This window comes from Curtobacterium oceanosedimentum (assembly GCF_040545555.1).
In the GTDB taxonomy this organism is placed as follows: Bacteria; Actinomycetota; Actinomycetes; order Actinomycetales; family Microbacteriaceae; genus Curtobacterium.
This window is the reverse complement of sequence record NZ_JBEPMD010000003.1, coordinates 282,258-305,986: the sequence shown is the minus strand read 5'-3', so window position 1 is coordinate 305,986 and position 23,729 is coordinate 282,258. Positions and strand designations below refer to the sequence as shown.

Annotated in this window: 22 protein-coding genes and 1 tRNA gene; 3 read left to right on the top strand and 20 right to left on the bottom strand. The window is 72.2% G+C overall.

Annotated elements, in window-relative coordinates; all coding sequences use genetic code 11:
- Window positions 1-31: 31 nt before the first annotated feature.
- From ABIC52_RS05185 to ABIC52_RS05160, 6 genes are all read right to left on the bottom strand, one after another.
- Window positions 32-223 carry a DUF2273 domain-containing protein gene (locus ABIC52_RS05185; protein WP_354026791.1) on the bottom strand — a complete coding sequence of 64 codons (192 nt, stop codon included), beginning with the start codon at window positions 221-223 and terminating at the stop codon, window positions 32-34.
- Window positions 216-680: an Asp23/Gls24 family envelope stress response protein gene (locus tag ABIC52_RS05180; RefSeq protein WP_354026790.1), complete on the bottom strand. Its 465-nt coding sequence runs from the start codon at window positions 678-680 to the stop codon at window positions 216-218. Before ABIC52_RS05180 ends, ABIC52_RS05185 begins: the two co-directional genes overlap by 8 nt.
- Before the next feature lie 342 nt (window positions 681-1,022).
- Window positions 1,023-2,132: a fatty acid desaturase family protein gene (locus ABIC52_RS05175; RefSeq protein WP_354026789.1), complete on the bottom strand. Its 1,110-nt coding sequence runs from the start codon at window positions 2,130-2,132 to the stop codon at window positions 1,023-1,025.
- Between the two features lie 274 nt (window positions 2,133-2,406).
- Window positions 2,407-3,372, bottom strand: coding sequence for a diacylglycerol/lipid kinase family protein (locus ABIC52_RS05170; RefSeq protein WP_354026788.1), 966 nt, complete (start codon window positions 3,370-3,372; stop codon window positions 2,407-2,409).
- Between the two features lie 12 nt (window positions 3,373-3,384).
- Window positions 3,385-3,552: a hypothetical protein gene (locus ABIC52_RS05165; RefSeq protein ID WP_174234735.1), complete on the bottom strand. Its 168-nt coding sequence runs from the start codon at window positions 3,550-3,552 to the stop codon at window positions 3,385-3,387.
- A gap of 27 nt (window positions 3,553-3,579) precedes the next feature.
- Window positions 3,580-4,680 carry a fatty acid desaturase family protein gene (locus ABIC52_RS05160; RefSeq protein WP_354026794.1) on the bottom strand — a complete coding sequence of 367 codons (1,101 nt, stop codon included), beginning with the start codon at window positions 4,678-4,680 and terminating at the stop codon, window positions 3,580-3,582.
- Window positions 4,681-5,089: 409 nt separating this feature from the next.
- Here ABIC52_RS05160 and ABIC52_RS05155 point away from each other — a divergent pair, with 409 nt between their 5' ends.
- A complete protein-coding gene (locus ABIC52_RS05155) occupies window positions 5,090-5,851 on the top strand; it encodes a GAF and ANTAR domain-containing protein (protein WP_126891824.1) in 762 nt (253 codons plus the stop codon).
- A 32-nt stretch (window positions 5,852-5,883) separates the two neighbouring features.
- Here the strand turns inward: ABIC52_RS05155 and ABIC52_RS05150 are convergent, their stop codons facing one another.
- The 4 genes from ABIC52_RS05150 to ABIC52_RS05135 form a co-directional block, all read right to left on the bottom strand.
- The gene (locus tag ABIC52_RS05150) at window positions 5,884-7,149 is read right to left on the bottom strand and encodes an ice-binding family protein (protein ID WP_354026787.1); all 1,266 of its coding nucleotides are present in this window, start codon (window positions 7,147-7,149) and stop codon (window positions 5,884-5,886) included.
- A gap of 273 nt (window positions 7,150-7,422) precedes the next feature.
- Window positions 7,423-7,496: transfer RNA gene (locus ABIC52_RS05145), tRNA-Pro, on the bottom strand.
- A gap of 170 nt (window positions 7,497-7,666) precedes the next feature.
- Window positions 7,667-8,263 (bottom strand): DUF2238 domain-containing protein, encoded by a 597-nt coding sequence (locus tag ABIC52_RS05140; RefSeq protein ID WP_494337754.1) that lies wholly within the window; start codon window positions 8,261-8,263, stop codon window positions 7,667-7,669.
- On the bottom strand, window positions 8,263-9,093 hold the full coding sequence (locus tag ABIC52_RS05135) for an endonuclease/exonuclease/phosphatase family protein (RefSeq protein ID WP_354026786.1): 831 nt from the start codon (window positions 9,091-9,093) through the stop codon (window positions 8,263-8,265). Before ABIC52_RS05135 ends, ABIC52_RS05140 begins: the two co-directional genes overlap by 1 nt.
- 71 nt (window positions 9,094-9,164) lie before the next feature.
- Here ABIC52_RS05135 and ABIC52_RS05130 point away from each other — a divergent pair, with 71 nt between their 5' ends.
- Window positions 9,165-10,634, top strand: coding sequence for a hypothetical protein (locus tag ABIC52_RS05130; RefSeq protein ID WP_354026785.1), 1,470 nt, complete (start codon window positions 9,165-9,167; stop codon window positions 10,632-10,634).
- Between the two features lie 68 nt (window positions 10,635-10,702).
- Window positions 10,703-12,871, top strand: coding sequence for a RecQ family ATP-dependent DNA helicase (locus tag ABIC52_RS05125; protein ID WP_354026784.1), 2,169 nt, complete (start codon window positions 10,703-10,705; stop codon window positions 12,869-12,871).
- 45 nt (window positions 12,872-12,916) lie between these two features.
- Here ABIC52_RS05125 and ABIC52_RS05120 read toward each other — a convergent pair whose 3' ends face one another.
- The 10 genes from ABIC52_RS05120 to ABIC52_RS05075 form a co-directional block, all read right to left on the bottom strand.
- Window positions 12,917-13,786 (bottom strand): oxidoreductase, encoded by an 870-nt coding sequence (locus tag ABIC52_RS05120; protein ID WP_354026783.1) that lies wholly within the window; start codon window positions 13,784-13,786, stop codon window positions 12,917-12,919.
- Window positions 13,787-13,805: 19 nt separating this feature from the next.
- Window positions 13,806-14,345: a hypothetical protein gene (locus tag ABIC52_RS05115; RefSeq protein WP_250366628.1), complete on the bottom strand. Its 540-nt coding sequence runs from the start codon at window positions 14,343-14,345 to the stop codon at window positions 13,806-13,808.
- A 435-nt stretch (window positions 14,346-14,780) separates the two neighbouring features.
- Window positions 14,781-15,236, bottom strand: coding sequence for a hypothetical protein (locus tag ABIC52_RS05110; RefSeq protein WP_354026782.1), 456 nt, complete (start codon window positions 15,234-15,236; stop codon window positions 14,781-14,783).
- Between the two features lie 201 nt (window positions 15,237-15,437).
- Complete coding sequence (gene der / locus ABIC52_RS05105; RefSeq protein WP_354026781.1) at window positions 15,438-16,961, bottom strand: ribosome biogenesis GTPase Der; 1,524 nt, start codon at window positions 16,959-16,961, stop codon at window positions 15,438-15,440.
- A 122-nt stretch (window positions 16,962-17,083) separates the two neighbouring features.
- Entirely contained in the window at window positions 17,084-17,767 is a 684-nt protein-coding gene (gene cmk, locus ABIC52_RS05100) for a (d)CMP kinase (RefSeq protein WP_354026793.1), read from the bottom strand.
- 197 nt (window positions 17,768-17,964) lie between these two features.
- Window positions 17,965-19,089, bottom strand: a complete 1,125-nt coding sequence (locus tag ABIC52_RS05095; protein WP_354026780.1) for a prephenate dehydrogenase — start codon at window positions 19,087-19,089, stop codon at window positions 17,965-17,967.
- Window positions 19,090-19,109: 20 nt separating this feature from the next.
- Window positions 19,110-19,865, bottom strand: a complete 756-nt coding sequence (locus tag ABIC52_RS05090; RefSeq protein ID WP_250366648.1) for a pseudouridine synthase — start codon at window positions 19,863-19,865, stop codon at window positions 19,110-19,112.
- A 1,411-nt stretch (window positions 19,866-21,276) separates the two neighbouring features.
- Complete coding sequence (scpB, locus tag ABIC52_RS05085) at window positions 21,277-21,963, bottom strand: SMC-Scp complex subunit ScpB (protein ID WP_126890321.1); 687 nt, start codon at window positions 21,961-21,963, stop codon at window positions 21,277-21,279.
- The gene (locus ABIC52_RS05080) at window positions 21,953-22,807 is read right to left on the bottom strand and encodes a segregation and condensation protein A (protein WP_435526065.1); all 855 of its coding nucleotides are present in this window, start codon (window positions 22,805-22,807) and stop codon (window positions 21,953-21,955) included. The genes scpB and ABIC52_RS05080 overlap by 11 nt, the downstream gene beginning before the upstream one ends.
- Complete coding sequence (locus tag ABIC52_RS05075; protein WP_126890319.1) at window positions 22,791-23,669, bottom strand: ParA family protein; 879 nt, start codon at window positions 23,667-23,669, stop codon at window positions 22,791-22,793. Before ABIC52_RS05075 ends, ABIC52_RS05080 begins: the two co-directional genes overlap by 17 nt.
- Between the last annotated feature and the right edge of the window lie 60 nt (window positions 23,670-23,729).

Genomic DNA, 23,729 nt, shown 5'->3' with positions numbered 1-23,729 from the left:
GCAGTCGCGTCGACTCCTACCGGGCCGGCGCTCACCGGGAGCTCCGGCGTCCGGTCAGCACGTCGGTCAGGGCACCACGATCGATCTTGCCCGTCACGATCGCGGCCACGAGGGCGCCGATCAGACCGAACACGACCACCAGGACGAAGCCCCAGAACCCGAACTGCAGTGCCACGACGGCGAGGATGGCGCCGATCAGCGCGCCGACGAGTGTGTTACTCAACGCGGGACTCCTTCTTGTCGTCGTTGTCGTCGTCGTCACCCGGGATGAAGACGTCCTGGACGGTCACGTTGACCTCGGCGACCTCCATACCGACGATCTGCTCCAGCGCACGAGCGACCGACGAACGGACACCGTCCGCGACCTGCTGCAGCGACACCGGGTACTCCGCGACGATGGTGATGTCCGCCGCGACCTGCTTCTCGCCGACCTCGACCTTGACGCCCTGCCCGTGGTCACGCTGACCGATCGCGTCGCGCAGCGCACCGATCGCACGGGCAGCGCCGCCGCCCAGCGAGTGCACGCCGTTGACCTCACGCGCGGCGATGCCGGCGACCTTCGACACGACCGTGTCGTCGATCGTGGTCTTGCCCGCAGTACCCGAACCGTTCTGGCCCGCCGAACGCGACGCCGCCGAAGCGGTCGCCGGAGTCGTCGAGGTGGTGGTGGTGTCAGCCATTGGATGCTCCCTTCGAAGGCCCGCCGGGACTCGTTCCCAGCGGTTGCTGTTCACGGATGAGACGAGCTGACACCGAGGTTCGTCACGTCCCCCGTTCCACATCGGGCGTTTCCCCAGGAAACGGGCACTGCGGGCCCTTCTTGTACCCCGAACGCAGTTCGGTGCGGACGTTGCGGTGCGCAACCGGACAGCGCCGGTGCGCTCCGTCCGCCAGCCGCACGTCGACGCAGCCGCACATCGACGCAGCTGCCCGTCGACGCAGCCGCACGCAGACGACGGACGGGAGGCGCGCCACCGGTCCGGTGTCGCGCCTCCCGTCCGGGGACTGCGTCGTGGGTCGTGTCAGTGGATGCGGAGCTGCGCGACCATCGGGCAGGCGAAGGGGTCGCGGGCGGCGAGCCCGACCCGGTTGAGGTACCGGACGACGATCCCGTAGGAGCGCAGCAGCGTCGTCTCCGTGTAGGGCACGTCGAGGGTGTCGCAGTGGTCCCGCACCAACAGGCGGGCCTGCTTCAGCGCCGGACGCGGCATCGACGGGAACAGGTGGTGCTCCACCTGGTAGTTGAGCCCACCCATCAGGAAGGACACCCACCATCCGCCCCGGATGTTGCGCGAGGTCCGCACCTGCCGCGAGAAGAAGTCGACCTTGGCATCGTGCGCGATCGTCGGCATGCCCTTGTGGTTCGGCGCGAACGAGGCACCCATCATCACGCCGAACACTGCCAGCTGAACGCCGAGGAACGCGCACGCCATCCCGAACGGCAGGAACCAGAACACGACCGTCAGGTAGATGCCGAACCGGGCGACGAGCAGGCCGCCCTCGAGCCAGCGGTGCCGCACGTCGGCCTTGGTGCCGGAGCCCGTGACGATCGACATCACGGCGTACCGGTGCAGGTTGAGCCCCTCGAGCGTGAGCAGCGGGAAGAACAGCCACCCCTGGAACCGCAGGAAGGTCCGCATCAGCGGGCCCTTCGCCGCCGCGGCGTCCTCCGGCAGGAAACGGATGCCGTCCGGGGCGATGTCCGGGTCCTTCCCGACGGTGTTCGGGTTGCCGTGGTGGCGGGTGTGCTTGTTCATCCACCACGAGTAGCTCAAGCCCACCAGGAACGTGCCGAGCCACCGGCCGGCATGGTCGTTCCACTTCTGCGACGCGAACACCTGACGGTGCGCGGCCTCGTGCGACAGGAACGCGAACTGCGTGAAGATCACGCCGAGCGCCCCCGCCACGATCAGCTGGAACCACGAGTCACCGAGGAACGCGAACGCGACCCAGGCGAGTGCGAGCCCGGCGACCAGGCTGCCGAAGAGGGACCAGTAGAAGCCGGTGCGCCGTCGGAGCAGGCCGTTCTCCTTCACCTGCGCCAGCAGCGCGGAGTAGGTCGACGTGCCGTTGCGGCTGCCGGGACCGGGACGGGTCCGGGTGAAACCGGGGGCGAGCGGGGTGGTCGTCATCGAGGACCGACCTTCTGTGGTGAGCGATCCTTCGACCGATCCGGAGAGTTCACGCATCCGCGCTTCCAGCGACCGTAGGTCACGGAACCGGGAGAACGCCTGGACGGCGCGCGCACGTCCGGGAAACGCACTCGGTGACGGACGGGAGGCGCGTGGCGGCGGCGCGTCGGGCCTCCCGTCCGGCGACCGGCGGCGATCCGCCGTGCGCCCGCGGCTGCGCCCACGCCTGCGGCTGTCGAGGGGGCGCCGAGGACCACCTGCGCTGGCGTCGCGGTCAGGCGCGGAGCGTCAACCCGTGGCGGTGCGTGGTCAGTGTCACGGCGGTCACACGACCGAACGGATCTCCGTCGAGCTGGATCTGCTCCGGTTCGTCGAGCTCGAGACGGATGCTCCGCGCACGGGTGGTCGGCAGTGCCCGGGAACGAGGGAGGAAGCGGGCGAGCAGCCGCCCGAACCGGGTGCGGGAGAAGAAGCGGTTGAGCGTGAGGGTGGAGCCGATCTTCGTCCAGCCGAACCAGCCGTTCGGCCGGAACGCGACGGCGTCGAGGATGCCGTCGTCGGGCTCGGCGCGCGGCAGGAGGAGCACGCCGGCAGTGAGGGTGCCGCAGTTGCCGACGATGACGGTGTGCGCGTGCATCGTCCGGGTCGGGCCGTCGTCGAGGGCGTAGCGGACGGCGATGTGGCGGTTCCCGACGATCGACCTGGCGATCGGGTCCGAGTACGCGACCCACCCGAAGCGCTTCTTGACCCAGGCGTTCGTGTCCGCCGCCATGCTCGCGTCGAGTCCGACACCAGCCATGACGAGGAACGCATGTGTGGTGGTCGAGTCGTCGGCGTCGGTCAGTTCGGCGAGCCCGACGTCGATCGGCCGGTCGGTACCGGTGAACGCGTTGTGCACGGCGCCTCCGACGTCGTTGCGAGTGAGACCGAGGTTCCGGGCGAACAGGTTCCCGGTCCCGCTGGGGACGAGCGCGACCGGGACACCTGTACCGCGGAGTTCCTCGGCGACGACACGGAGGGTCCCGTCACCGCCGGCGACGAGGACGACGTCCGGACGGGCCTGGACGGCTGCACGTGCAGCGGCGCGGCCGTCGTCGTCGGCGGCGGTCTCGAACCAACGGGCGGGTGCCCATCCGTTGCGGGCTGCCTCCGCGTCCACGAGGGCGCGCAGGCGCTCCGGGTCGGTCTTGACCGGGTTGATGACGACGGCTGCGGTCCGCCGCCGTGCGGGGTCCTGCACTGGTCGGCCCGCTCAGTCGGTGCGCTCGGCCGTGTTCCCGGAGCGTCGGACGGCCCCGAAGACCACGGTTCCGACGAACAGGACGATGCCGATGATCGCGAGCCAGAGCAGGCCCTTCAGTGCGAAGCCGACGACGGCGAGGATCAGCCAGAGGGTGAGGAGGACGATGACGGTCTTCATGGAGGTACTTCCTGTCACGGGTGGTGGTCAGTGGATGCGGAGCTCGGTGACGAGCGGGCAGGCGAACGGGTCGCGGGCGGCGAGCCCGACCCGGTTGAGGTACCGCACGACGATCCCGTACGAGCGCAGCAGCGTCGTCTCCGTGTACGGAACGTCCAGGGTGTCGCAGTGGTCCCGCACCAACAGACGGGCCTGCTTCAGCGCCGGACGCGGCATCGACGGGAACAGGTGGTGCTCCACCTGGTAGTTCAGCCCACCCATCAGGAAGGACACCCACCAACCGCCCCGGATGTTGCGCGAGGTCCGCACCTGCCGCGAGAAGAAGTCGACCTTCGCATCGTGCGCGATCGTCGGCATCCCCTTGTGGTTCGGCGCGAACGAGGCGCCCATCATCACGCCGAACACCGCCAGCTGCACACCGAGGAACGCGCACGCCATCCCGAACGGCAGGAACCAGAACACGACCGTCAGGTAGATGCCGAACCGGGCGACGAGCAGGCCGCCCTCGAGCCAGCGGTGCCGCACGTCGGCCTTCGTGCCGGAGCCCGTGACGATCGACATCACCGCGTACCGGTGCAGGTTGAGCCCCTCGAGCGTGAGCAGCGGGAAGAACAGCCACCCCTGGAACCGCAGGAAGGTCCGCATCAACGGGCCCTTCGCCGCCGCGGCGTCCTCCGGCAGGAAACGGATGCCGTCCGGAGCGATGTCCGGGTCCTTCCCGACCGTGTTCGGGTTGCCGTGGTGACGGGTGTGCTTGTTCATCCACCACGAGTAGCTCAAACCCACCAGGAACGTGCCGAGCCACCGGCCGGCATGGTCGTTCCACTTCTGCGACGCGAACACCTGACGATGCGCAGCCTCGTGCGACAGGAACGCGAACTGCGTGAACAGCACACCGAGCGCTCCCGCCACGATCAACTGGAACCACGAGTCACCGAGGAACGCGAACGCCACCCAGGCGAGTGCGAGGCCGGCGACCAGGCTGCCGAAGAGGGACCAGTAGAAGCCGGTGCGCCGTCGGAGCAGGCCGTTCTCCTTCACCTGCGCGAGCAGCGCCGAGTAGGTGGAGGTGCCTCCGGTCCGGGCGCCACCGGGGGTGGGGCCCGTCGGGCGGAAGTGGCCGGCCATGGTGTTCTCGGCGGTCACGGTGTTCCTTTCGTGTGTTCCGGCAGCGTCAGTTCCGCGGCTGTCCCGGGTCGAGCGGTCGGTCGTTCGTCCTCGGGGTGCCGACGTGTGTCCTGCGTATCTGCGGCGGTACCGCTGCCGGTTCGCTGGTGCGCGGACGGATCGTCGGCGCGGCGGAACGCCGTGTCGACGCAGGTGCCTGCGGGCTTCGGTGTTGCGCCATGTCTGGACCTCCCGGGATGCAACGGAACGAGGGATGTTCCGGCGACCGGGGTCAGGGGCAGCTCGTGGACAACGCTAGGACGAGTGGAGCGTGCCGTGCAAGTCGCCGGACGATCGCGCGCGTCGACGACTGCCCTGCCGCGTCCGCACCGCCCACTACGGTGGTGTTCGTGAAGGAGTCTCCCTGCTGATGACCGACACCCGCGAGACGCGATTGGTCGACACCTTCGTGGCCCTGACCGACAACCTCGTCGCCGACTACGACGTCCTCGACGTGCTGCAGACCCTCGTCGATCGCTCGGTGGAGCTGTTCGACGCCGCCGCCGGTGCCATCCACCTGCTGAACCAGGACGGTGTCCTCGAGGTTGCGGCGTCCACGAGCGAACGCAGTGGCTTCATCGGCTTGCTGCAGCTGAACGCAGGCGAGGGGCCGTGCATCACCGCAGTGACGTCCGGGGAGCTGGTGACGTCGGAGGACGTCGGTTCGCTGACCGCACGATGGCCTCGGTTCGCGGCGGCGTCGAAGGACCACGGGTACCGCAGCGTTCACGCCATCCCGATGCGGCTGCGCGACGAGACGATCGGGTCGTTGAACCTGTTCCGTGAGCAGGCAGGAGCGTTGAACGGCGCCGACGCCCGCGCCGCGCAGGCCCTCGCGGACGTTGCGACGATCAGCATCCTGCAGCAGCGCACGATGACGGACGCCACGGTGACCGCTGCCCAGCTGCAGCACGCGCTCGACGCGAAGGTCCCCGTCGAACAGGCCAAGGGCTACGTCGCCCGGGCGCTCTCCGTCGACGTGGACACTGCCCGTGAGGTCCTCCGCCGGTACGCGCGGACCACGCAGCGCAAGCTCAGCGACGTTGCCGCAGCCGTGGCTGACGGATCGCTCGACCTCGACGACCTCGTCGCCGGTGCGGCAGGACGGCCCGCGCCCGATGCGCTGACCTGACCGCCACACCGGCGCGTGCCGGGGTGGAAGCGTCAGACGCGGCTCGTGCGACGGCGGTACCGGAGGACCAACGTGAGCGCGGTACCCGCCGTCAGGAGCGCTGCGGCGATGCCGAGGGGAAGCGCCGGGTCGCTCCCGGTGAACGCCAGCTCACCGGTCGGGGTGTTCCCGCGGACAGCCGCCGCGGTTCCGGAGGGCGTGCTGGCGGGGGCGGACGGGGTCGCGGCGGGCGGGGTCGCGGCGGACGACGGCGTCGCGGTGGGCGTCGGAGTCGCGGTGGCGGCCGGTCGCACGGTGATCGTCACGGTCTGCACGTCAGCGGGCGGTGTGCCGTTCGACGCGGTGATCGTCACCGTGGACGTGGCGGGGGTGGTCGGGGTGCCGGAGATGACCCCGCTGGTGCTGTCGATCGTCAGGCCTGCGGGGAGCCCGGTCGCTGTGTAGGTCGGGGTCGGGGTACCCGTCGCGGTCACCGTGTACGAGTACGGCGTCCCGGCGGTTGCCGTGGTGGGTGCACCGGAGGTGATCACCGGCGCGGTCGCCTCGGACGGTGTTCCCGGGGCAGGACAGCCGGTCGGAGCGGTGATCGTGTTCGTGTCCAGGGTCACGGCGCCGGTGCGGGCGAGGAGGCGCCCGACGACGGTGGCACCGGTGGTGGCGGTGACGGACTGCTGCGCCAGCACGGTCCCCCGGAACTGCGCGCCCGTGCCGATGGTGGCCGAGCTCCCGACCTGCCAGAACACGTTGCACGAACTCGCACCACCGGTGATCGTGATCCGGCTCGCCGATCCGATGGTCAGCGTCGATGCGGCCTGGAACACCCACAACGAGTCCGCGGTGCCGGCCAGGGTCAGCGCACCGTTGTCCGCGAGCTGCAGCGCCCCGCCGGAGTACACGCCGGGTGAGAGCGAGAGGCCGTTCAGCTCGGTGAGGCCGGTCTGCGTCGGGGACAACGAGGCAGCGACGTCGTACGCCGTCGTCGTGTCACGTTGTGCCTGCGCCGCTGCGGCGTCGGTCTGGTGCGTGGTGCCGGTGACGCTGCCGTTCGGCGCACCGCCGAAGCCGGTGATCGAGGTGCCGGGAGAGAGCCCCAGGTCACCGTTGACGACAGACGGGCCGGTGTTCGTCACGGCGCTCGCGCCGAGGACGCCGTACGTCGACGCGGTGCCGAGGTTCACCGGGCCGTCGATCACGGTCGCCGCCGACGCGGCGGAGGTCGACATCACCGCCATCGACGCGGCGAGGCCGATGCCGGTCAGCGCGAACGCGGTACGGCGGAGGAAACGGGACGTGGCCATGGGAGGCCCCTGTCTGCGCGGGAGAGGCACAAGGCGGACGTCGACGACGTGCACGTGATCTCCGGTCCCTGCAGTATGCGCCCGTCCGCCGTCGGACGGAGACGATCTCCGAGATGACCGGCCAACGATCAGGAACCGCGTCCGCCCTCCGTGACGCGGACGGGCGACGTCGGGTGCCCCAGCACGACCCGCGGAGAACGAAGCAGCCCACCGAGATCCTCGGTGGGCTGCTTCGTTCTGAACGGTTCTTGAGACGATCGCTCGCCCCTCCGGTCGGGCTGACAGGATTTGAACCTGCGACCCCTTGACCCCCAGTCAAGTGCGCTACCAAGCTGCGCCACAGCCCGTGAGCTCTCACGAGCTCTGAGCCCCGAGGGGCTCGGAACCCCGTTGCCGGTGTCCCACCACCCGCGTCCGACCGGAGCGCGAGCAGCCCGTCAAGCATAGCGGACGCCGGACCCTGCTCGCGCCACGGCGCGTCGCCACCTCTACGGGAGCGACCGGCAGGGCCGGACCGTCAGTCCTGCGGCGAGCGCGGCGGCGGCTGCACCACGTCCCGCTCGGCCGCCAGCCACGGCAGCACCAGCCCCACGAGCAGCCCGCCGAGCCCGTCCGCCGCCAGGTCGCCGATCGTGTCGTCGTACCCGACGTAGATCTTCGAGTCGACGTAGTTGTGCCCGAGCCACTCGCACATCTCCCACACGGACCCGATCGCGAGCCCGAGGGTGAACACCAGGAGCGACACGGTCACGCGCCCGGCGTCCGGTGCGTGCGGCACGAGCCGGAGGTCCGCGGCGATCACGGCGAGCAGTGCCGCGAGCAGCCCGGTCAGCACGACGTGGATCAGCTTGTCCCAGAGGAACACCGAGGTGTACCACTCGAGGGCGCTCGACCACCCGGCGACCAGCACCAGCACGCAGACCGCCAGGTCGAACGCGGGCCGGAGTCCGAGCATCCGCGGCAGGACGACCCCGAACAGCGCGAGCGACATCACCGCGAACGAGGTGCTCCCCCAGCCGATCGTCGCGACGGGGATGCTGAGGAGCGTCAGGACCCGCACCACGTCGGCCGGCAGGAACCGCCGGCGCAGGAAGGTCAGCCCGAGCGAGCGCATCACGAGGCCCACCGCACGACCGCGTGCACGGCCGCGTGGTCGGAGGGCCAGACGCCGCCCGGTCGGCGGACGTTCACCGCGACCTGCTCGACGACGGCGTCCTCGGTGACGAGCACCCCGTCGATCCGCCGGCCGCCGACACGCGGCGCCCGGTAGTGCGGGTACGTCCCGTACGCCTCCCCCACCTGTCTGGAGGCTCGCCCCCAGCTGTCCACGACCCCCGCCTCCGCCAGTGCGCGCCACGGCGCCGATCCGGCCGGGCAGTTCCAGTCGGCCATGACGACGGCCGGCAGCCCGCGCTCGCGGACGATCCGCCCGAGCAGCTGCGCGCCGCGCAGCCGTGCCCACGGCGACGCGACGTCGAGGTGGGTCGCGACGGCCAGGAACCGGAGCCCCGTCGAGCGGTCCGCGACGACGGCGCCGACGGCGTGCCGCGGGAAGGCGGTCGCCCACGACCGGGAACCGGGACGTGACGGCGTGCGGGACAGCGCCCAGGTGCGCCGCTCGACGACGTCGAGGCGCTCCCGATCGAGGAACAGCCCGACCGCCTCGCCACCGCCGCGCGCGCCGCGGCCGACGACCACGGGCTCCCAGCGCGACCCGAGACGGGCGGTGAGGTCCGCGGTCTGGGTGGGCAGTGCCTCCTGGACGGCCAGCACCGTCGGTTGCTCACTGGTGACGAGCGCGACGACGGCGTCGCGGCGAGGTTCCCACGCGTCCGGGTGACCGGGTGCGTGCGGTACCCGGCGTCTCAGGTTGAGGGTCGCGCAGTGCACCTCGGGGGCGACCACCGCCCCGATCGTCGGGTGGTCGTCCGGCGCAGCTGGCATGCACCCTGTCTACGAGACGACACCTGTCGCGTTCACAGGGTGTCGTGACGCTCCCTCGTAGGGTGGATCGGATGCGTTCCGCTCGTCCAACCCGTGTCCTGCTCGCGCTGTCGGTCTCCGGGCTCCTGCTCGGTGCCGCCGGCTGCACCGCCCACGACGACTCCCCGACGGTCGCGGAGCTGACGCGCTCGTCCGCCGACTCGGTGGCCCTCGTGGCGCAGTCGGACCCATCGGCGCGGTCCGTCGCCGCGAGTCGTGCGCTCTTCGCATCGGCTCCCGGTGCGGTCGTGGCGTCCGCCTCCGACGCGGAGGCGATCGGAGACGCGGCGAGCGCCGCGACGGCCGCCCACGTGCCGCTGCTGTTGGCGGACGGCGGCGACCGGGTGGCCGGCGAGCTCCGCCGGCTCGGGGCCGACTGGTACCAGGCCGAGGGCGACGTGTCGGTCGACACCGACGTGCCCGAGCAGGACGCGCCGGAGGGTGCCGACGCGCCCGAGGCGACCGACGCCTCCCGTCCGGCGACCGTGGTCGTGGCGGACCGGCGGGCGGATGCCGCGGCCGTGGCGACGGCGGAGGCAGCCGGCGCCCGCGTGGTCGCGATGCCGGACGGCGTGACCGACCCGGCTGCCGCCCCGGACGTCGTGTCCACGCTGCACGACCGCGCGGAGCACCCGACCGTGCTGGTCGGGTCGGCGTTCGGTGACCTGCCGGACCCGGAGTGGACGGTCCGGGCAGCGGAGAGCGGCTGGCAGCTGCCGCACGGCGGGCAGCGCCCCTTCGACGGACACCGCTACGTCGCGCTGTACGGCGCTCCCGGCGCGCCGGTGCTCGGCGTGCTGGGCGAGCAGGACCCGGCGGCGACCGTGCGTCGCGCCGAGGGCATGGCGAAGGAGTACGACGGGCTCGGCGACGAGCCGGTGACGCCGGCGATGGAGGTCATCGCGACCGTCGCTGCCGGGGACGCCGGGGCGGACGGCGACTACTCCACCGAGCTGCCGGCGTCGACCCTGGAGCCCTACGTCGACGCGGCGACCGACGCCGGGATGCCGGTCATCCTCGACCTGCAGCCGGGGCGGTCGGACTTCCTGTCCCAGGCGAAGCGGTACGAGGCGCTGCTGGCGAAGCCGAACGTGTGGCTCGCGCTCGACCCGGAGTGGCGGCTGACCGCTGACCAGGTGCCCTTGAAGCAGATCGGGAGTGTCTCGGCGTCCGAGGTGAACGAGGTCTCGGCGTGGCTCGCCGACCTGGTGCGGTCGAAGGGCCTGCCGCCGAAGGCGTTCGTGCTGCACCAGTTCCGGCTGTCGATGATCCAGGACCGCTCGTCGCTCGAGTCGCACCCGGAGCTCGACGTGCTCATCCACGTCGACGGGCAGGGCTCGCAGCCCGACAAGCAGGCGACGTGGAAGGCACTGCACCAGGACGCGCCGGAGGGCGTGCACTGGGGGTGGAAGAACTTCTTCGACGAGGACGCTCCGATGCTGTCGCCGGAGCAGACGATGGCGGACGTGCAGCCGACACCGTCGCTCATCACGTACCAGTAGCGGCCTTCTCGTCCACAGCCTGGAGGGACGGGGCGCGTTCCGTCGGCGGGTGCTGACAGCATGGGGGCATGTCTGGTCTCGGTGTCGGTTCGTCCGTCGGCTCGCCTGCTCCCACGGCGGCTCCGCCGTCCGCCGAGATCGCTGCGGAGGCGCAGGCGGCCCTGGCCGCCCTGACGGGGCGTCCGGACGCGGTCTTCCACCCCGGGCAGCTCGAGGCGATCTCGGCCCTGGTCGAACACCGGCAGCGCGCCCTCGTTGTGCAGCGCACCGGGTGGGGCAAGTCGGCCGTGTACTTCCTCGCGACCCTGCTGCTGCGCCGGCGCGGGGGCGGGCCGACCGTGCTGGTGTCGCCGCTGCTCGCCCTGATGCGCGACCAGGTCGCCGCGGCCGCGCGGGCCGGCGTCCGTGCGGTGTCGATCAACTCCGCGAACGCCCACGAGTGGGCGGACACGCAGGCAGCCCTGGCGCGGGACGAGGTGGACGTGCTCCTCGTCTCCCCCGAGCGGCTCAACAACCCGCGGTTCCGCGACGAGCAGCTGCCGACGCTGATCGCACGGATGGGCATGCTCGTCGTCGACGAAGCGCACTGCATCTCCGACTGGGGTCACGACTTCCGCCCGGACTACCGCCGGCTCGCCGAGCTCATCCGCTCGCTCCCCCAGGGCGTCCCCGTGCTCGCGACGACGGCGACCGCGAACGAGCGCGTGGTCGAGGACGTCGCCGAGCAGCTCACCGCGGGTCCGGACGCCCCCGTCTTCACGATCCGCGGCTCCCTGGCGCGGGCGTCGCTCCGGCTCGGTGTCCTCACCCTGCCGGACGCCCGGCAGCGACTCGGGTGGCTGCTCGCGCACCTGGGCGACCTGCCCGGCAGCGGCATCATCTACACGCTGACCGTGTCCGGGGCCGAGGACATCGCCCGGCTCCTGCGCGAGAACGGGTACGCCGTCCGCGCCTACACCGGACGGACCGACACCGAGGAACGCGAGCAGCTCGAGCAGCAGCTCAAGGGCAACGAGCTCAAGGCGCTCGTCGCCACGAGTGCGCTCGGGATGGGCTTCGACAAGCCGGACCTCGGGTTCGTCGTGCACGTCGGCGCGCCCTCGTCGCCCGTCGCCTACTACCAGCAGATCGGCCGCGCCGGGCGTGCGACCGACAACGCCGACGTGCTGCTGCTGCCCGGGCGCGAGGACCGCGAGATCTGGCAGTACTTCGCGAGCGCATCGATGCCGACCGAGGCCCGCGCCTCCGCCGTGCTCGGCGCGCTCTCCACCGACACGGCGATGTCGACCGTCGCGCTCGAGGGCCTGGTCGACATCAAGCGATCGACGCTCGAGCTCCTGCTCAAGGTGCTCGACGTCGACGGGGCCGTGCACCGTGTCGCCGGCGGCTGGGTGTCGACCGGGCAGCCGTGGCAGTACGACGCCGCCCGGTACGAGCGGGTCGCCGCCGCCCGTGAGGCCGAGGCCGCGTCGATGCTCGCCTACGAGTCGACGTCGGCGTGCCGTATGCAGCTGCTGCAGCAGGACCTCGACGACCCGTCCGCCGAGCCCTGCGGGCGCTGCGACAACTGCGCGGGCGTCTGGTACCCGACGTCGGTGTCCGACTCCGACGCGTCCGGTGCGGCCGCCGCGCTCGACAAGGTCGGCGTCGAGATCGCACCCCGTGCGCAGTGGCCGTCCGGCATGTCGTCGCTCGGCGTCCCCGTGAAGGGGAAGATCCCGGCAGGTGAGCTCGTCGAGCCGGGCCGGGCCGTGGCGCGCCTCACCGACCTCGGTTGGGGTGGGCCGCTCCGCGCGCTCTTCTCGGCTGCGACTCCGGACGGTCCGGTGTCCCGCGAGCTGGTCGACGGGTGCATCCGGGCGCTGAAGGACTGGCCGTGGGCCGAGCGTCCGACCGCGGTCGTGGCGATGTCCTCGCGGTCGCGGCCGGAGCTCGTCGGGTCGTTGGCGCAGGCGCTGGCCTCGATCGGACGGCTGCAGTTCCTCGGGACGCTCGGACGGAGCGGCGGGGAGCCCCGCGGGGACGGTGCGACGAACAGCGCCTACCGGCTGGCCGGGGTGTGGGACACCTTCGTGGTGGACCCGGCGCTGACTGCGGCGCTGGCGTCGCACCAGGGGCCGGTGCTGCTCGTCGACGACCTGGTCGACAGCCGGTGGACCGTGACCGTCGCCGGGCGGGAGCTCCGGCGTGCGGGGGCGTCGGCCGTGCTGCCGTTCGCGCTCGCCACGGTGGCCTGACGCCCGCGACCGGGCAAGCGGGCCCGTCGGGACGCGACGCGCGGGTCAGGCAGCGCCGATCGCGTCCAGCTCGCGGATCGCGTCGGCCGGCAGGGTGATGCCCGCGCCCTCGACGTTCTGCCGCAGGTGTTCAACGGACGACGTGCCGGGGATGAGCAGGATGTTGTCCGACCGCTGGAGCAGCCAAGCGAGGGCGACCGACAGCCGCGACTCCCCCAGCCGCTCCGCGACGGCGTCCAGCGCCTCGGACTGGATCGGCGAGAAGCCGCCGAGCGGGAAGTACGGCACGTAGGCGATGCCCTCGGCTGCGGTGAGGTCGACGAGGTCGTCGTCGCCACGCTGCGCCACGTTGTACATGTTCTGCACACAGACCACGGGCGCGATCCTCAGGGCCTCGACGAGCTGCGCGCCCGTCACCGTCGACAGTCCGAGGTGGCGGATCTTCCCCTGCTGGCGGAGTTCGGCGAGCGCCTCGAACTGCGGCGCGATGCTGCCCGGCTCCGGGGCGTCGAACCCGCCGACCCGCAGGTTGACGACGTCGAGCTGTTCGAGCCCGAGGCGGTCGAGGTTCGCGTGGACGTCCTCGACGAGCTGCTCGGGCTTCCGCGCCGGTGGCCACTGCCCCTTGTCGTCGCGGCGCGAGCCGACCTTGGTGACGATGTGCACCTGCTCCGGGTACGGGTGCAGGGCTTCGCGGATGATCTCGTTCGTGACGTGCGGGCCGTAGAAGTCCGCGGTGTCGATGTGGGTGATGCCGAGCTCGACCGCCGTCCGCAGCACCCGGACGGCCTCGTCGCGGTCGGCGGGTGGGCCGAAGACGTGCGGGCCGGCGAGCTGCATCGCGCCGTAGCCGAAGCGGGTGACCTCGAGGTCGCCGAGGTCGTAGGTGCCACCGGGGAGGCTGTTCGTCGTCATGCTCCGACGATGCTCCCGTTCACTGCGGTGTGCCCGGCCCCCGTTGTCCCCTGGTCGCTCGGACCGGCTTCGGGAAGGTCGCTCGCATGTGGTCACTCGTCAGCACGTCCCCGATGCCGATCATCAGCAGCGAGAACAGGATCTGCTCGATGACCATCCAGAACGGGTACAGCCCGGGGATCGCCGCGACCACGAGGGTCACGACCGGGAAGATCCGACTGAACAGCCGGAGCCGCTGGTACGCCCAGTAGTAGCCGAGCTGCGCCCGCCACGCGAACACGTAGAGCGTCAGCGTGATGAGGAGCACCACGGTCGCCCGGAACCAGACCGCCCACGCGACCGTCTCCCCCGCGCGGGTGAGCAGCACGGCGACGACGATCGCCGCCAGTCCGACCGCCGTCTCGGCGACGAGCAGCCACCGGATCCACCGGAAGGACCGGACCGTGTCCGGGTGGGCGAGCATGTCCTCGCGGATCACGTAGTCGGCCTGCCGACCACCGGCCAGGCGGTCCAGGTGCAGCCGACACCAGAGACGGTCGGCGAGGACGGGGAGCGACACACGTCCATGGTGCCGTATCCGGCGCCTCCCGGAAGGACGTCCGGGAGGCGCGTACGGGTGATCGACGTCGTCCGACGTCGGCCCTGGCGTGGCCGGGGTCGAGGCCTCGGCTGCTCCATCGGTCACACGATTCACGCGTCGGCGGCCCGGAGAGATCTGCGGCGGCAGGTGCGCCAGTGTGAGCGCCCGCATCGGCATCCGCTACTGGGCCTGCGACCGGCCCCGCGCCCGCGGCCGGGCTCGCGGCCGGGCCCCGCTCGCAAGGGAGACCGCGTCCCCCGCCCGCGCCCCCGTCCGAACCCGCACCGCGTGTCTGGCTTCACGCGGTGAGGCCCGCCCGCTGGGACGTGAGCAACAGGACAGCGGTGACCCACGCCTCCCGGCCGGATCGGCGCTCGGCATGGAGTGCCGCCGGCACCGTCCCCGAGGCGGGAGTCAGTCGGTGGGGACGAGCAGTGCGACGCCGAGCACCTCATCGGTCTCGTCGTCCACCAGGGCCGCGGAACGTGTGTCCGCCTGGAGCGACGACCCGTCGGTGATGAGCGAGAAGCCCTCCGACGTGTGTTCGTCGACGGGGGCCGTCACGACGCCCGGGGCGTGCGCGAGGGTGCTGCGGTCGGGCATCGCGTCCGGCGACAGGACGAGTCGGACCGCGCGCGTCCCCGGCGGCGTGGACAGGTCGTCGACCCGTACCGCCACGGTCGACTCGTCGGTCCGCTCGATCCGGACGGTCGCGGTGACCCCGTCGGCCTGGGGCGCGACCGAGCCGGCAACCGGGAGGACCCGCTCGATCCAGTCCTCGACGCTCCGCGGCACGCCTTGCCGGACCTCAGCACCGGGGATCGGCGCGCCGAGGGCGTTCGACACCCCGATCGGGCCCGAGCCGACCATCGACTCAGACCCGTCTGTCGACTCAGACCCGTCCACCCCACCGGACGTGGACGGCCGGTCCGTGGGACGGCCGGTCCGCGACCCGTCGTCGCCCCCGCTGACGAGCCAGGCGGCACCGAGCGCGCAGACGACGACGGCGAGCGCCAGCAGGACCCCGAGGGATCCGAACCGTGCTCGCCGTGCCACGTCGTCGACCGACCGTTACGTGCGCTTGCGGCGCTCGCGCACCCGCATGTTGACGTTGATCGGGGTGCCGTCGAAGCCCCACACCTCGCGCAGGCGACGCGTGATGAACCGGCGGTACTGCGGGTCGAGGAACGCCGAGGTGAACAGCACGAACGTCGGCGGCTGGCTCGACGCCTGCGTCCCGAACAGGATGCGGGGCTGCTTGCCGCCACGGACCGGGTGCGGGTGCTCCTGCACGAGCTCGGCGATGAAGGCGTTGACCTTGCCGGTCGGGATGCGGGTGTCCCACGACTCGAGCGCGGTCTCGAGCGCCGGCACGAGCTTCTCGAGGTGACGGCCCGTCCGGGCGGAGATGTTGACGCGCGGGGCCCAGGCGACGTGCGCCAGGTCCTGCTCGATCTCACGCTCGAGGTAGCGACGTCGGTCGTCGTCGAGCAGGTCCCACTTGTTGTAGGCCAGGACGAGCGCCCGACCGGACTCGAGCACCAGGTCGATGATGCGGAGGTCCTGCGTCGAGATCGGCTCGGTCACGTCGAGCACGACGACGGCGACCTCGGCCTTCTCGAGCGCCGCGGTGGTGCGGAGCGAGGCGTAGAAGTCCGCGCCCTGCTGCAGGTGCACGCGCTTCCGGATGCCGGCGGTGTCGACGAAACGCCAGACGCGCCCGCCGAGCTCGATCTGCTCGTCCACCGGGTCACGGGTGGTGCCCGCGAGGTCGTTGACGACGACGCGCTCCTCGCCTGCCGCCTTGTTGAGCAGCGAGCTCTTGCCGACGTTCGGGCGGCCGAGGATCGCGACGCGACGGGGTCCGCCGACCTCCTGCTTGGCGACGGCCGACGTGTCGGGGAGCGTCCTGATGATGAGGTCCATCAGGTCCGCGACGCCGCGGCCGTGCAGGGCGGAGACCGGGTGCGGCTCCCCGAGCCCGAGGTTCCACAGCTCGAAGGCGTCGAGGTCACGTCGGTCGTCGTCGGCCTTGTTCGCGACGACGATGACCGGGCGGTCGGTCCCGCGGAGCATCTTCACGACGTGCTCGTCGGTGGCGGTGATGCCGACCGTGACGTCGACGACGAAGAGCACGGCGTCGGCGAGGTCGACCGCGACCTCGGCCTGCGCGGCGACCGAGGCGTTGATGCCGCGGGCGTCGGGCTCCCACCCGCCGGTGTCGACGAGCGTGAAGCGCTTGTCGTTCCACTCGGCCTTGTAGCTCACGCGGTCGCGGGTGACGCCGGGGACGTCCTGCACGACGGCCTCGCGGCGGCCGATGATGCGGTTGACGAGCGCCGACTTGCCGACGTTCGGTCGCCCGACGATCGCGAGCACCGGGTACGCGGGCAGGTAGTGGACGCCGTCCTCGCCGAGCTCGCCGGCGTCGAGGAGCGCGACGTCCTCGTCGTCGAGCTCGTACTCGTCGAGACCGACGCGGAGGGCGTTCGCACGCTGCTCCGCCTCGGCGTCGTCGAGTCCGGCGAGCCGTTCGCCGAGCGCGTCGTCGTACTCCGGGAAGTCGTCGTTGTCGTGGCTGTCCTGCTGGGCCATGGTGGGTTTCCTCGTGTGCGACCGGAGCCGCGGTGTCGGTGGCCGGTGCCGGCCGGGCCGGTTCCCCGGCCGTGGTGACCGGGCGACCCGGTCGTGGTGACCGGACGGCGCCCGGTCGTGCGTCAGTGCGTGGCCGCTCGGGCCAGGTCGACGACCGCCTGGACGGTCTGGTCGAAGTCGAGGTCGGTGGAGTCGAGCGTCGTGACACCGTCTGCGGCGTTCATGAAGTCGACGACCTTCGCGTCCGCCGCGTCTCGACGGGCGAGTGCGGCAGAGGTCTCGGCGGCCGACTGCGTGGTGACCTCTGCCGAGCGCCGAGCCATCCTAACCGACTCGTCGGCGGTCAGCAGGATGCGGACCTCGGCGTCGGGTGCGACGACCGTGGTGATGTCGCGTCCCTCGGTGATGATGCCCTGCGCGTCGGCCTTCCGCATGACCTGCCGGAACAGCTGGACGAGCTTCTCGCGGACCTCGGGCAGCTTCGCGATGTGCGCGACCGCCGCGGTGACCTCGGGGGTGCGGATCGCCTCGGTCACGTCGGTGTCGCCGACGCGCACGAAGTAGTCGTCGGGGTCGGTGCCGATCGTGTAGCCGAAGGTGTCCCAGCTGGCGACGACCGCGGCGGCGTCGTCGAGGTCGACGCCCTGCTGCAGTGCGTGCCACGCCAGAGCACGGTAGGCCGCGCCGGTGTCCTGGTACCCGAAGCCCAGGGCTCGGGCCGCTGCGCGCGAGACGCTGGACTTGCCGCTGCCGGCGGGGCCGTCCACCGCGATGACGGTCTTCGCGACGAACGCGCCCTGCGGCAGGCCGGACGGTACCGGGGCGCTCGTCGAGCCGGGTTCCCCGCCGGGGACACCCAGGCCACCGGCAGGTCCGCCGAGCGCACCGCCGTCGGCGCCACCGGCCGCACCGTCGCCCGGGGTGGGGGTGGGCAGACCGGAGTCGGGCCCCTGGGGACCCCCGGTGACGCCGGAGTCGTTCGGCGTGACGTGCGTGTCGTCGTTCAGGCCCATGCTGCTGCGATCCTCCATCCGCGCCCCTCGAGTTCCTCGACGAGTCGCTGTTCCTGCTCGGGGACGACCGACACCTCGACGATGCCGATCGGTGCGCCCGGTGAGTGCTCGAGGCGCATGTCCTCGAGGTTGATGCCGATCTCCCCGATGAACTGCAGGAGCGCGGCGATCTGCCCCGGGGTGTCGTCGACGAGGACGACCACCTGGGCGAAGCGCTTGGTCGTGCCGTGCTTGCCGGGGAGCCGCTCGACCCCGCGGTTGCCGGCGGCGATGGTCTCGGCGATCGTCCGCGGCGACCCTTGGCCGTCGGGGTCGTCGAGTGCGTGGAGGACCCGGTCGAGGTCGTCGCGCAGGTCGGCCAGCACCGGCCGGATGTTCGCGGCGTTCGCCCCGATGATCTGCACCCAGAGGCCCGGGTCGCTGGCGGCGATGCGTGTCACGTCACGGACACCCCCGCCCGCCAGGTCGAGCGACCCGTCGGGGGCCTCCTGCAGCCGCGCGGCCATCAGGGTCGACACGAGCTGCGGCGCGTGCGACACGTACGCGACGGCGAGGTCGTGCGACTGCGGCTCCATCGGGACGACGGTCGCACCGACGTCGAGCGCGAGGTCCTCGACCACGGCGGCACGCTGGTAGGAGATCGCGTCGTGACCGGCGATCACCCACGGGCGGCCGACGAACAGGTCGGCCCGGGCCGCGGTCGGTCCGCTGCGCTCGCGACCGGCCATCGGGTGCGAGCCGATGTACCGGCTGACGTCGGCACCCGACGCCAGCAGTCGTTCGAGCGGTCCGGTCTTCACGCTCGCCACGTCGGTGACGACCGCGCGCGGGTGGGCCGCGAGCTCGCGCTCGACGACCGTCGCCACCACGTCCGGCGGGACCGCCACCACGACGAGTTCCGGCTCGTCGCCCTCGGCCGGGCGTCGGCCAGCGCCGTAGTCGACGGCGAGCGCCAGCGCGGCCGGCGAGACGTCGTCGAGCACGACGTCGACGCCCTTCTCGCGGAGGGCGAGCCCGATCGACGCTCCGAGCAGCCCGGCACCGACGACCCGCACGGGTCCGCGCAGCCGCCGGTCGATGTCCGGTTCAGCGAGCGGGGCGGGGGCGTCGGTCACGGGCTCCAGCCTACCGAGCGTCAGTCGGCAGTCTCCTCGTCGGTGTCGCCCTGTGCAGGAGCCTTCGCCTCACGGGCGATGCGCAGGAGTCCACCGAGCTCGACGGTGGAGAGCTCCCGCACCCTGCCGATCGGCAGCGATCCGAGCTGCAGCGGCCCGAACGACCGACGCACGAGCTCGAGCACCGGGTGGTCGACCGCGTCGAGCATGCGTCGCACGATCCGGTTGCGCCCCGAGTGCAGGGTGATCTCGACCAGGGACTCGCCGCGGGCGGACTCGAGCAGTCGCACCTTGTCGGCGGCGATCGGACCGTCCTCGAGCTCCACGCCCTCGAGCAGCCGCTGCACGGTCGCCGGGTTCACGTTGCCCGCGACCTTGGCGATGTAGGTCTTCGTCACGCCGAACGACGGGTGGGCCAGCACGTGGGCCAGGTCGCCGTCGTTCGTCAGCAGGAGCAGCCCCGACGTCTCGGCGTCGAGCCGACCGACGTTGAACAGGCGTTCCTCGTACCGGTCGACGAACTCCGACAGGTCGCGTCGACCGCGTTCGTCCTGCAGGCTCGACACGATCCCGACGGGCTTGTTGAGCAGCACGTACCGCCGTGAGCTGTCGACCTGCACCGGCACGCCGTCCACCGCGATCTGGTCGGTCTCGGGGTCGACACGGCGTCCGAGGGCCTCGACGACCTCGCCGTTCACCGTGACGCGCCCCTCGACGATCAGGTTCTCCGCGACCCGTCGGGACGCCACGCCCGCAGCGGCGATCACCTTCTGCAGCCGCTCACCGTCGGCCTGGAGGCTCGGCGCACCCCCGGCACGCGACCCCGCCTCGTCCGCGTCCCAGTCCGGGATGATGGGCCGCTCGGGCGTGCCCTCGACGGGGATGCCGTGGTCGTCACGCGCGCCCTCCGGCCGCGGCGTCGTCCCGCGCTCGCTGCCGCTCGGGATGCGTCCGCGGCCACCCGTGCCCGGCCGGTCACCGTTGCGTGCGGTGGTCGTGCCGCCGACGTAGCGGCGGCCGTTGTGCCAGACGGTGCTCGGTCGGCCGTCGGGGGCGCGGCGGTCCTCCCGTGCGGGGTCACGGCGGTCGTCGCGCCGATCGGCACCGCGGTCCGGTCGGCGACCGGCGTCACGACGGTCTGCGCCGCGGCGGTCGTCCTCGCGCCCGCGGTACTCACCACGCTCGCCACCGGGGCGTTCGTCACGCCCGCGGTACCCACCGCGCTCGCCACCGGACCGGTCGTCACGCCCGCGGTACCCACCGCGCTCGCCACCGGACCGGTCGTCACGGCCGCGGTACCCACCGCGCTCGCCACCGGACCGGTCATCGCGACCGCGGTACCCACCGCGCTCGCCACCGGACCGGTCATCGCGGCCGCGGTACCCACCGGAGCGGTCGTCCTCCCGACGGACGAACCCGCCGCGGTCGTTGCTTCGCTGGTCGGCGTCGCGGCTCACGAAGCGGCCGCGGTCACCACCGGATCGTTCGTCCCTCCCGCGGTACCCGCCACGGTCAGCACCGGAACGGTCGTCCCGCCCGCGGTACCCACCACGGTCACCGGATCGGTCGTCACGACCGCGGTACCCGCCCTGGTCCGAGCCGCCGCGGTAGCCACCACGGTCGCCACCGGACCGGTCGTCGCGCCCTCGGTACCCACCGCGTTCGCCGCCGCGCTCGCCACCGGCACGGTCGTCACGCCCCCGGTAGCCGCCCTGGACCGAGCCGCCGCGGTAGCCACCGCGCTCGCCACCGCGCTCGCCACCGGACCGGTCGTCACGCCCCCGGTAGCCGCCCTGGTCCGAGCCGCCGCGGTACCCACCGCGCTCGCCACCGGACCGGTCGTCACGCCCCCGGTACCCACCGCGGTCGCCACCGGACCGGTCGTCACGCCCCCGGTACCCGCCCTGGTCCGAGCGGTCCGAGCCGCCGCGGTACCCGCCGCGATCACCACCGGCGCGATCGTCACGCCCGCGGTACCCACCGCGGTCGCCGCCACCTGCCGGCCGCTCCTCGCGTCCGCGGTAGCCGCCGCGGTCGTCGCCCGACCGGCCACCCGCGCGGCCGGAGCCGGCGTCGCGATCGCGCCCAGCGCCTCCGGTCCGACCGGAGCCGGACCGGTCGGAGCCGCGACCGTACCCGCCGGAGCGTCCGTCGGATCCCCCTCGGGACCCACCTCGTCGTTCGTCCTCAAACGCGGCCATCGGGGATCCCTTCGTTGTGCCCGAAACCGTCCGCGCCGTCCTCCAGGAGAGGCGAGATCAGCGGCAGTTCGTCGAGCGAGTTGATGCCGAGCTGCTGGAGCAGCAGGTCGGACGTGACGTAGTTGATCGCGCCGGTCTCGGCGTCGGTGAACGACTCCTCGATGAGGCCGCGCGCGACGAGCGTCCGGACGACGCCGTCGACGTTCACCGCCCGGATCGAGGCGATCTGCGAGCGGGTGATCGGCTGCTTGTAGGCGACCACCGCGAGGGTCTCGAGCGCGGCCTGCGAGAGCCGGGCCGGACGTTCCGCCTCGACGAACTGCTCGACGACGTCGTCGAGCTCGCGCCGCACGTAGAACCGCCAGCCGCCGCCGACCTCGCGGAGCTCGAAGCCACGGCGGACCGTGCCGTCGACGCCGTCGAAGTCGGCCACGAGTCGCTCGATCGCCTGACGCACGGCGGGCACGGGCGCACCCACCGCGGCACCGAGCGAGACGAGCGACTGCGGCTCGTCGGCGATCATCAGGATGGCCTCGAGCTGCCGGTCGACGGGCAGGTCCGGGTGGGCGGTGTGCTCGGCGTGCAGCTCCTGCTCGATCGCGCGGGCGTCGGCGACCTCGTCTGCTCCCCCGGGTTCGGCGCTCGACGCGGCGGCGCGTGCGTCATCCGTCATAGTCGGCTCCCAGGTTCGCGAGGCTCTCGTCGGACCAGTCCTCGGCGGTCCAGCGGAGTGTCAGCTCCCCCAGCGGTTCGAACTGCTCGAACGAGATCGACGCGTTCCGGTACAGCTCCAGGATCGCCAGGAAGCGAGCCACAACGATACCCGTCTCCGCGACGCCGGCGACCAGCTCGCGGAACGACACGTCCTCGTCGGCCCGGGTGCGGAGGATCGAGACGACGATCGCGGCCTGCTCCCGGATGCTCACGAGGGGGGCGTGCAGGTGGTCCAGCCCCACGGTGGGGATCTCCCGCGGCGCGAAGGCCAGCGTCGCGATGGCGGCGAAGTCCTGCACCGAGAGGGTCCAGACGAGCTCCGGGGTGCGGGCGCGGAACCGTTCCTCGAGCCGGACGCGGCGGACGTGCCGGCGGGACTCCTGCTGCCACTGCTCCCCGAACCACTCCGCGGCCTGCTTGAACGCCCGGTACTGCAGGAGGCGCGCGAAGAGCAGGTCGCGGGCCTCGAGCAGTGCCACGTCCTCGGCGTCGACGAGCTCGCCTTGCGGCAGGAGTCCGGCGATCTTCAGGTCGAGCAGGGTGGCGGCGACGACGAGGAACTCGCTGGCCTCGTCGAGCTCGTCGGCGGACTCGGCCTGCCGCACGTACTGGATGAACTCCCCCGTGACCGCGCCGAGCGACACCTCGGTGATGTCGAGCTCGTGCTTCGTGATGAGCGAGAGCAGCAGGTCGAACGGCCCGTCGAAGTTCCGCAGCCGGACCCGGAACCCGGGCGCGGCCGCGGTGCCCGGCGGCGGCGGCGTGTCAGCCGACGTCGGTGCCGGGTCAGGCGACGGCGCCACGCTCGACGAGCTCCCTGGCGAGCGCGCGGTAGGCGTGCGCCGCGGCATGCTCCGGCGCCGTCTGCGTGATGGGCCGCGCCGACACCGTGGCGTCCGGGAACTTCACCGTCCGGCTGATCACCGTGTCGAGCACGTTGTCGTCGAACGTCTCCACGACGCGCTCCATGACCTCGCGGGAGTGCAGCGTGCGCGAGTCGTACATCGTCGCCAGGATGCCGTCGAGCCGCAGTGCCGGGTTCAACCGGTCCCGCACCTTGTCGATCGTCTCGATCAGCAGCGCCACACCGCGCAGCGCGAAGAACTCGCACTCGAGCGGGATGAGCACGCCGTGCGCCGCCGTCAGGGCGTTGACCGTGAGCAGGCCGAGGGAGGGCTGGCAGTCGACCAGGATGAGGTCGTAGTCGTTCGAGACCTTGCGCAGGACGCTCGCCAGGATCTGCTCGCGGGCGACCTCGTTGACGAGGTGGACCTCGGCGGCGGACAGGTCGATGTTCGCCGGGATGACGTCGAGCAGCGGCACGTTCGTCTGGCGGATGACCTCGCGGGGGTCCTTCACGGAACCCATCAGCAGGTCGTAGACGGTGGGGACGTCGTGGGTGCGGACCCCGAGTCCGGCGGACAGGGCGCCCTGCGGGTCGAAGTCGACCGCGAGGACCTTGCGGCCGTACTCGGCGAGCGCGGCGCCGAGGTTGATCGACGTCGTGGTCTTGCCGACGCCGCCCTTCTGGTTGCAGAGCGCGATGATGCGAGCCGGGCCGTGGCCGTCGAGCGGCGCGGGTTCCGGGAACTGCCGGACGGGCCGACCGGTGGGGCCGACCGGGGTCTGCGCGGTGCCGGGGGTGGTCGTCGGGTTCGTGCTCACCCGGTCATCGTACCGGCGTGGCGCCAGCGGCCCGGGTCGCACCGCCGCGCGGACCGCAGC